Origin of the sequence: Streptomyces sp. YGL11-2, from assembly GCF_050054615.1 — a bacterium.
GTDB lineage: Bacteria > Actinomycetota > Actinomycetes > Streptomycetales > Streptomycetaceae > Streptomyces.
Map to the genome: position 1 here is coordinate 58,479 of NZ_JBNHIN010000047.1, position 7,477 is coordinate 65,955.

General features: G+C 72.5%; 3 protein-coding genes and 1 riboswitch. All 3 genes read right to left on the reverse strand.

The window, feature by feature from the left end; all coding sequences use genetic code 11:
• Positions 1–24: 24 nt before the first annotated feature.
• The 3 genes from ACO1BR_RS34790 to ACO1BR_RS34800 all read right to left on the reverse strand — a co-directional run bounded on the left by ACO1BR_RS34790 (position 25) and on the right by ACO1BR_RS34800 (position 6,608).
• Positions 25–1,431, reverse strand: coding sequence for a M1 family metallopeptidase (locus ACO1BR_RS34790; protein WP_426799099.1), 1,407 nt, complete (start codon positions 1,429–1,431; stop codon positions 25–27).
• The gene (pls, locus tag ACO1BR_RS34795; RefSeq protein WP_426799100.1) at positions 1,428–5,384 is read right to left on the reverse strand and encodes an epsilon-poly-L-lysine synthase Pls; all 3,957 of its coding nucleotides are present in this window, start codon (positions 5,382–5,384) and stop codon (positions 1,428–1,430) included. Before pls ends, ACO1BR_RS34790 begins: the two co-directional genes overlap by 4 nt.
• A gap of 450 nt (positions 5,385–5,834) precedes the next feature.
• Entirely contained in the window at positions 5,835–6,608 is a 774-nt protein-coding gene (locus tag ACO1BR_RS34800; protein WP_426799101.1) for a hypothetical protein, read from the reverse strand.
• A gap of 146 nt (positions 6,609–6,754) precedes the next feature.
• Positions 6,755–6,928, forward strand: a riboswitch (M-box (ykoK) riboswitch).
• The last annotated feature ends 549 nt before the right edge of the window (positions 6,929–7,477 follow it).

The following is a 7,477-nucleotide window of genomic DNA, read 5'->3' on the forward strand; positions in this document are numbered from 1 at the left end:
CGCGGCGGTGTGTCCTCGGGCCCGTCAGGCCGCGGCGAGGCGCGGCAGCGGCTTCTCGTACAGCCAGGAGTGCAGCAGCGGGCGGACCGAGTACGCCGCGGAGCGTTCGGCGTGCGCGACGAACGCCGGGGTGTCGGCACTGGCACCGCGGTGGGTGTCGTGCCAGCTGCGGAGCATCGCGAAGAACCGGTTGTCGCCCATGGCGGTCCGCAGCGCGTGCAGGGCACAGGCGCCGCGGACGTAGACCCGGTCGTCGAAGATCCGGCGCTGACCGGGGTCGGCGAGCCGGAAATCCTGGTTGCGGGCCTGGAGCGAACGCCACGACTGCTGGGCGATCCGCACGGCGTCGTCCTCGCCGATGTGCTCGGACCAGAGCCACTCCGCGTACGTGGCGAAGCCCTCGTTCAGCCAGATGTCGCGCCAGTCGCGCAGGCTGACGCTGTTGCCGTACCACTGGTGGGCGATCTCGTGCGCGACCAGGGTCTCCGAGCCGCGGCGACCGTCGATGTGGTTGCTGCCGAAGACGGACAGCGTCTGGTTCTCGACCGGGGCACCGAGTTCGGCGTCCACCACCACCGCGCCGTACGCCTCGAAGGGGTACGCCCCGAAGTAGCTGCTGAAGGCGCGGAGCATCTCCGGCTGGCGGGCCAGATCGTGCTCCGCGTCGTCGGCCATCCACGCCGGGTACGCGTTGTGCAGTGCGATCGGCGCGTCCGCCGTGCCGACGTGGACCGTTCCGCTGTCGTGGCGGAAGCGGCCGGTGTAGAGCGCGGCGAGGTACGGGGCCATGGGACCGGGGTGGTGGTAGGTCCAGCACTCCTGGTGCCCGGTGCGGCGGCGTTCGAGCAGGGTGCCGTTGGCGAGCGCGTGGTGCCCGTGCGGGACGCTGATCCGGAAGGTGAACGCGGCCTTGTCGTCCGGGCGGTCGTTGCACGGGAACCAGGACGGGGCGCCGAGCGGCTGGGAGGCGACCAGCGTCCCGTCGTGCGGGTCGCCGGTCCGGTCCCAGCCGATCGGGCCGAACGGGGAACGGACCGGCCTGGGCCGGCCGCTGTAGCCGACCTCCACGGTGAAGTGCGCCCCCTTGGCGAGCGGGCGCGGGGTGTCCAGGAACAGCTTCCCGTCCTTCTGCCGGGTGCGGACCCGGTTCCCGTCGATCCGGGCGCTGTGCACGGACAGCCGGGACAGGTCGAGCTCGACCCGGTCCAGGGACCGGTTGGCCACCGCCTTGATCCGGGCCCGCCCGTTCAGGCTGGCGTTGACCGGGTGGTAGGCCAGGTGCAGGTCGTACGAGGCGGTGTCGTGGGCGTAGGTGCCATGGCGGGGGAAGTAGCGGTCGGTGAGCGGTCCGGCGAGACCGTCCGCGACCGTCGCGGCGAGCGGCAGCAGGGCGGCGCCCCTGATCAGGGCGCGCCGACTGCATCGGGTCACGCTGCCGCACCGCCTTCCGAGCGGGCCCCGGCGGGACGCGCCGCGCGCTCGCCGGCGATCGGGTTGCCGGCCCACCGGGTGTGCGCGGGCACGCTCTCGCCGCGCATGACCAGGGAGGACGGTGCGATCGAGGCGCGGGCCCCGACGGCGGTCCCGGGGAGCACGATGCCGTGCGGGCCCAGGGAGGAGCCCTCGGCGAGGTGGACGGTGTCCAGCCGCATGATCCGGTCGTGGAAGAGGTGGGTCTGCAGGACGCAGCCGCGGTTGACGCTGACGCCGTCCTCGACGGTGATCAGGTCGGTCTCCGGCAGCCAGTAGCTCTCCAGCCACACCCCGCGCCCGATCTTGGCGCCGAGGGTGCGCAGCCACCAGTTGAGCACCGGGGTGCCGGTGAACGCGCCGGCCATCGACGGTACGGCGAGCGACTCGACGAAGGTGTCGTAGAGCTCGTTGCGCCAGACGAACGACGACCACAGCGGATGCTCGCTCGCGGTGAACCGGCCGACCAGCAGCCACTTCGACAGGGTCGTGATGAGCAGCGCCGCGAGGCCCGAGGCCAGCATCAGCGGGGCGCCGACCAGCGCCGCGAGGCCGAGACCGCCGTTGGTGAAGGCGGTCTGCTCGGTGAGGAACACGCCCTCGGCGAGGAGGACTCCGCAGATCAGCGGCAGCACCCGGCACATCTCGACGGTGGCGCGAGCCATGACCAGCTTGCGCGGCGGCGCGAAGGTGCGCCCCGGGTCGGCCTGGGCCGCCACCCGCGGCAGCGGCATGGCGGGCCGGCCCAGCCAGGACATCCCGGGCTCGCCGTTCGCCGGGGCGTTGGAGAGCACACCGACCAGGCTGTGGTCGGGCACGTCGTGGCCGGGGTCGACGATGCCGGAGTTGCCGACGAAGGCCCGCCGGCCGATGCGGACGCGGCCCAACCGCAGCCAGCCGCCGCGGATTTCGTAGGGCGCGACCAGGGTGTCGTCGGCGAGGAAGGCGCCGTCCTCGACGTGCAGCAGGGACGGCAGCGGCAGCACGGTGGAGATCTCGACGTGCTTGCCGACCTTGGCGCCGAGCAGCCGCAGCCAGTGCGGGGTGGCGAGGCTGGCGTAGATCGGGAAGAGGCTGCCGCGGGCGCCGTCCAGAAGGCGGGTGACCAGCCAGGCGCGCCAGGCGACCCCGCCGCTCGTGAGGTGCAGACCGGGCTTGATGCCGCGGCCGAGGAGCCGCACCACGGCGGCCGTCACAAGAATCGAACATCCGGTGGTCACGATCGCGAAGACCGGCGCGGCCGCCATCAGGCGCACCGCCGCGGTGGCGAGGGTGCCGCTGTCGCGGATCAGGAAGTACGCGCCGACCAGCGCGGGGACGCCGCTCAGCAGGGCGAGCAGCGGCAGGCCCAGCAGGGAGAGCGCGTAGGCGGCGCTCCAGCCGATCGAGCGCCGCCAGCGCGGGGCGGGCCACGCGGTGTTGGAGATCCGCTCGGCGGCGCCGGCCGGGCGGGCCGGGGAGCCGGTCCAGCAGTCGCCGTCGGGGATCTCGCCGTCCAGGCAGCCGCCGGCGGCGAGTTCGGCGCCCTGGCCGACCACGGCGCCGGGCATCAGCATGCTGCGGTGGGCGACCCGGGCCCCGGCCCCGATGCGGACCGCGCCGATGTGCAGGGTGTCGCCGTCCAGCCACCAGCCGGAGATGTCGGCCTCGGGCTCGACGCTGGAGCCGTTGCCGAGTTCGGCGAGGCCGGTGACCGGCGGCATGGTGTGCAGCGACACGTTGCGCCCGACGGTGCAGCCCAGCGTCCGGGCGTACAGCCGCGCCCAGGGCGTGCCGAGGAGGGACGGGATGCCGAAGGCGGCGACGACGCGTTCGGCGGTCCACAGCCGCAGGTGGGTGGCGCCGCCGCGCGGGTAGGCGCCGGGCTTGATGGAGCCGGCGAGCATGCGGGCGCCGACGGCACCGATGGCGCACCGCATCGGGGCGCTGAAGAGGACCACCCAGCCGACGATGATCAGCCACCAGGCGGTGTGCGGGGCCCACGCCTGCGGGGCGAGCCAGCCGAGGATGTTGTCCGCGAGCGCGAGCCCGACGAGCCCGCGCAGCCCGGCCACTCCGTACAGGCCGGTCTGGACGAGGAACTGGACGACCGCGGTACTGCGCGGGACCGGGCGCACCGGGCGGGCCTCGTCGACCGGGCCGCCGAGCGATTCCAGGTGCTCGGCCATCCGGTGCAGCACGGGGTGCCGGTAGAGGTCGGCGACCGAGACGCCGGGGTGGTGCTCGCGGAGCATGGACGCCATGCGGGCGGCGACCAGGCTGGTGCCGCCGAGGGAGACGAAGTCGCTGTCCGGGCCGGGCCGCACGCCGAGCAGTTTCTCCCAGATGTCGGCGAGGCGGGCGGCGGTGCCGTGCAGCGCCGGGCCGGCGTGGTCACGGCCGGCGTCGTGCGCGGAGGGCAGCGGCCAGGGCAGCGCCTTGCGGTCGACCTTGCCGGACGTCCGGGTCGGCAGGCTCTCGACCTCCGCCAGTACGGGCACCATCTGGCCCGGCAGCCGCTCCTTGAGCAGGGCTCTGGCCTTGTCCTGCTGGAAGCTGGAGCTGTCGCCGGAGCGCTGCTCGGGAACGACGTAGCCGACCAGGACCTGGGTGCCGGCCGGGGTGGTCTGGACGGCCGCGGCGGCGCCGCGGACGCCGGGCAGGGCGCTGAGCGCGGCGTCGATCTCGCCGAGCTCGATCCGCCGCCCGCCCAGTTTGACCTGGTCGTCGGCGCGGCCGACGAACAGCAGGCCCGCGCGCTCGGCGCGGACGAGGTCGCCGGTGCGGTAGGCGCGCGCGGTCCCCAGGACGTGGTCCGGCCGGAAGCGGTCGGCGTCCTTGACGGGGTCGAGGTAGCGGGCGGTGCCCACGCCGCTGATCAGCAGCTCGCCCTCCTCGCCGTACGGCACGGGGTGTCCGGCCTTGTCGACGACGGCCAGCTGCCAGCCCTCCAGCGGCAGGCCGATGAGTACCGGATCCCCCGGCAGCAGGCGGGCCGCGCAGGCGACGACGGTGGTCTCGGTCGGGCCGTAGGTGTTCCACATCTCGCGCCCGGGATGGGCGAAGCGGTCGACCAGCGCAGCCGGGCACGCCTCGCCGCCCACGATCAGCAGCCGGACCCGGCGCATCGCCTCGTCCGGCCACAGCGCGGCGAGGGTGGGCACGGTGGACACCACGGTGATGCCGCGCTCGACCAGCCACGGGCCGAGTTCATGGCCGGCCCGGACCAGCGAACGGGGCGCCGGCACCAGGCAGGCGCCGTGCCGCCAGGCGAGCCACATCTCTTCGCAGGAGGCGTCGAAGGCGACGGACAGGCCGGCCAGCACCCGGTCGCCGGGGCCCAGCGGCCGGTCCTGGAGGAACAGCGCGGCCTCGGCGTCGACGAACGCGGCGGCGGAGCGGTGGCTGACGGCCACGCCCTTGGGCGCGCCGGTCGAACCCGACGTGAAGATGATCCAGGCGTCGTCCTCGGGGCCGGGGAGCCGCTGCGCTCCCAGGGGCCGGGCCAGGCCCGGCGGCTGGGGGTTTGGTCCGAGGACGCCGCAGACGGCGGCCTCCCGGAAGACGGTGGCGGCCCGCTCGTCCGGGTCGTCGGCGTCGACGGGTACGTAGGCGGCGCCGCTGCGCAGGATGGCGAGGATCGACAGGTAGAGCTCCGCGGTACCGGACGGCACTCGGACTCCGACGCGGTCGCCGGGGCCGATCCCGTAATCCCTGAGCTGCCGTGCGCGGCGTTCGGTCTCGATACACAGGTCGCGGTAGGTGATCACCTCGGAGCCCGTGTCCAGGGCGATCGCCTGGGGGTGTGCGGCGGCGGTTGCGTCGAGCACGTCGAGCAGGGTCCGCGGGTGCGGGGTGGTGGCAGTTCGGTATACGGCCCGGTCGGGCAGGTGCTCTGGTTGCTCGAAGGATGATTCGAGAAGGGGCGACGACATCGATATGCCTCTGTTGTTCGGTGCCGGTGGGTGAAGACCCTCGGACGTTCGCCCCTACAGATGCCGCTGACCAGGCGCGAGGTTCGCGTGCCGGACCAGAAATCCGCAAATCGAACATGTTGTGAACACGCCCGCCCGCCACTTAGGCAGGCGGCACCGCGTGACAGCCCCTTACCCCTGACCGCCGCGTTAGGAAAAATTGACTTGCTACGGGGGTTGTTTTCGGGCCGTGACGACCCATCAGTGCAAAATCGCAGGTCAGGGGCTTGCTGGCGATCGGTTACGGCCTCACCGGTCAAGCCTTGGCCAATAGATTGCGCAACTGCGCAATTATTCATCGAGTTCTCATGGCCGCCTCATGAACCTGTCACCACGGCGCCATACCCTCGAAACGCCGCGGTCACACCTCCGTCCGCCAAATCTCTGCGGATCCCGGCCACTTGAACCCGGCTACTTGAAGATGTTCACGGCGCGGGCCACGACCAGGACGACGGTCAGCAGCGAGACCGCCGACTGCAGCAGCATCAGCATCTTGGCCCAGCGGGTGAGCGGCATCACGTCGGTCGGGCTGAAGGCGGTGGCGTTGGTGAAGGACAGGTAGAGGTAGTCGGGGAACTGCGGCTCCCAGTGCTCCGGCGCCAGCTCCGGTGTCTGCATCTGCGGGAAGAGGAAGTCAGGGTAGGTCCGCTCGGCGTGTATCCGCGCGACCGGGCCGCCGCGGTCCCACTCCCAGTACCAGAGCGCGAAGACGATCACGTTCGTCAGCCAGATGCTGCCGCCGGTCGCCAGCAGCGGACCCGCGTCACTGCCCTCGGTCCCGCGCACCAGACCGATCACCAGATGCACCGCGGACCAGCCGTTCGCCGCGCTGATCATCGCGATCAGCACCAGCCCGGCCCACCGGTAGAGCGCCGAGCCCCGTTCGATCCGGTACGGGTTGGCTGCGACCAGCGCGATCAGCAGCGCGGTCTCCAGGGTCGGCAGCAGCCACTCCGGATGGATCGCCAGCCGCTCCGGCAGCGTGAACTGCAACGCCACCGCCGCCAGCACCGCCAGCGTCGAGGGCCAGCGGGGTTCGCCCTTGGTCACCCGCCGCCAGGCGGGCAGCAGCCGGCGGCCCGCCTCCTCTATGCCCGTGACGGCGGGCGCCAGCAGCGCCTCGATACGGGCCAGCCGCTCGGAGTCGACGTTGCCCGGTTGGCCGGGCTCGGGGTGGTGGGACATGCGGCTCATGCTCGCCGCCGGCCGCGGCGGGTGTCCAGCACCCGAACTGTGGGGGAGCCCACTACCGACCGCCGGGTTAAGAGTCAGTCAAAAAGTTGCGTTGCCGCGCAAGTGTGGGTCTACACTCGTACAGGTTTGAAGCGAAGAGGTCACCTCGTTCGGTGAGGCGTCGTCACGGACACAGGCCACTGATCCCACCCGTCGAGAGACGCTCCGGATCAGGACAGGTCTCCCCGGCCCAAGGGGTGACCCCAAGTGGCTGCCCCCGCGAAGGGGATTACGCCGTGACGTGCCAAAGCTCTGACGAGTTGGGGTGAGCCAGTCGACGGAGACTGGTCCGCTCCTTGCCGAGTCGACGACGGCGCACCAGGCGCCCCGGCCGGAAGGAGGCGAGAGACATGGATTGCAGTTGCAGTAGTCCGGGCCATCATCGGCCCGCCATCCGCCTGTCCTCGCACTCTTCCGGCACGCGGTAACCACCTCCCCTGCGCGGCTTCCCCGCCGCTCCCAGCGCCCGCACGGCCCTGAGCCGTGACGGGTCGCCGTGCTGCGCTCCCGCGCAGGGGGGATGACTGCCGCGTGCCTCCAACACCTCTCCCTCCGGGGGGACTTGGGNCTCCCAGCGCCCGCACGGCCCTGAGCCGTGACGGGTCGCCGTGCTGCGCTCCCGCGCAGGGGGGATGACTGCCGCGTGCCTCCAACACCTCTCCCTCCGGGGGGACTTGGGAGGTACACCATGACCGACACGACCGTCCGCACCGCGGTCCCGACCCAGCGCTCCACCGCCGTTCTCGATGACGCGCACGTAGGCGACATCCGCGGTGCGCTGGGCACCATCAAGCTCGACGACACCGCACCCCGCACCGGCC

Excerpts from the sequence above, each read along its gene's own strand:
- pls (WP_426799100.1), bottom strand. The coding sequence starts at position 5,384 with ATGTCGTCGCCCCTTCTCGAATCATCCTTCGAGCAACCAGAGCACCTG.
- ACO1BR_RS34800 (WP_426799101.1), bottom strand. The coding sequence starts at position 6,608 with ATGTCCCACCACCCCGAGCCCGGCCAACCGGGCAACGTCGACTCCGAG.